Origin of the sequence: Streptomyces sp. NPDC001027, assembly GCF_040299045.1 — a bacterium.
Classification (GTDB): domain Bacteria; phylum Actinomycetota; class Actinomycetes; order Streptomycetales; family Streptomycetaceae; genus Streptomyces.
The window spans coordinates 1-1,383 of the sequence record NZ_JBEPBI010000579.1 but is presented as its reverse complement, the minus strand read 5'-3'; the positions used below and the strand labels follow the sequence as shown (position 1 = coordinate 1,383).

At 66.1% G+C, this 1,383-nt stretch carries 3 protein-coding genes; all 3 read right to left on the bottom strand.

From position 1 onward, the window contains the following. The coding region (locus ABT300_RS44055; RefSeq protein ID WP_351688812.1) for a hypothetical protein at nucleotides 1–192 on the bottom strand (192 nt) is incomplete at its 3' end. 8 nt (nucleotides 193–200) lie between these two features. Then, nucleotides 201–887, bottom strand: coding sequence for a hypothetical protein (locus tag ABT300_RS44050; protein ID WP_351688809.1), 687 nt, complete (start codon nucleotides 885–887; stop codon nucleotides 201–203). Further along, nucleotides 884–1,383 (bottom strand): hypothetical protein (locus ABT300_RS44045; protein ID WP_351688806.1); only part of this gene is annotated, 500 nt, incomplete at its 5' end. The genes ABT300_RS44050 and ABT300_RS44045, both read right to left, overlap by 4 nt.

The window sequence follows — 1,383 nt, the reverse complement described above, 5'->3', positions numbered from 1 at the left end:
GTCCTCTTCGAGGTCGTTGAGGCGCTCGTCGTGCCGCGCGAGTGTCTTTCCCTTGTCGTTGAGTCGTGCCTCGTGCTGGTTGAGGGTGCCTTCGTGCTGGTCGAGGCGCTGGTCGTGGCGCGCGAGCGTGGCGGTGAGCATCCCCTCGATGCGCGCGACGATGATGCGGAGGTCGAGCTCCTCCCCCGTCATCGGCATTGTCATGCCCGCTTAGGGGTCGGGATCTCGCCGCGGGTGCCCTTGAGCGGCCTGAGGCCGTTCATCGCCCGGCGTGTGTTGACCATGTTGAGTGCGCTGTCCCACTCTGCCTGCGTGACGCTCTGCGGGTCGCCCCAGAGCTTGCGCTCGTTTCGCGAGATGTCCGGGCCTTGGACGTGGAAGGTGAGTTCCCCGACCGCGGCGCGGCGGGTCTCGTCGTTCTTGTCGTCGGTGTTGTAGATCGTACGCATGGTGATGTCTCCTTGCCTCTTGGCCTTTCTCTTCGCGGGGATGGGCTGGCCGTAGCGGCGGTCGCGACTACGGATGTACTCGAAGTGGTGGTCCTCGCCGGGGATGTAGAGCCGGTTCCGAATGAACCCGTTCTCGGCGAGGATCGCGAGCACGTCCGGGTCGGTCCAGTCATCCGAGTCGAGGGCGGTCCCCTTGGTGTGGATCGCGAGCGGTTCGGACGGGTGGAGCGCCTTCGAGTGCCCCGGGTGCGGGCCGCGACCCGTGACGTACGCCTGCCACGAGTTGTACATGCGAAGCTGCGTTGCCCAATCGCGCAACGTCGAGTTCGTATCGATCTCGCGCCCGAGCTGCGCCTCAGCCCGGCGGAACGCCTTGGCCGCGTCTGGCGTGAACTGCACACCCGGCCGGATGGTGTCGATGACGAGACCGCCCATCATGCGCCCCTTGCTTCGAGGGCTTGGATGCGTTGGGCGAGGAGGTCGACGGCCTGGTGGAGCTGCGCGTTCTGCACCATGAGGAGGCCTAGGAAGTCGATACTGTCGGGCACCGGGTTGCCGTCGTCATCACGGACCAGCTGCGTGGTCGTGGTGTCCGTGGAGGCGTCGTAGAGCGTCTCGGTCTGGTAGACCACGAACGGCTGCTGATCGTCGTTCTCGTTGAGCCGTTCGGCGATGTACCCGTACTTCCAGGCGCCGTCACCGTGGCGCATCTGATACCGCACCAGGGACGGCCACACGTCGCCGAGGGATGCGGGATCGATCTCGCTGATGAACTTCTTGTACCGCTCGCTCGACGCGCCACGCGAGATCCGCCCGTCGCTGTTGATGTACGCGACGGAGTATCCGCTCGTGTCGGGTCCGCCGGCGGAGTAGATCGGGACGGTCGCTCCGGGGCCGATGCGAGCGTTGAGGTAGTCGACGCCGACGAGGCCAG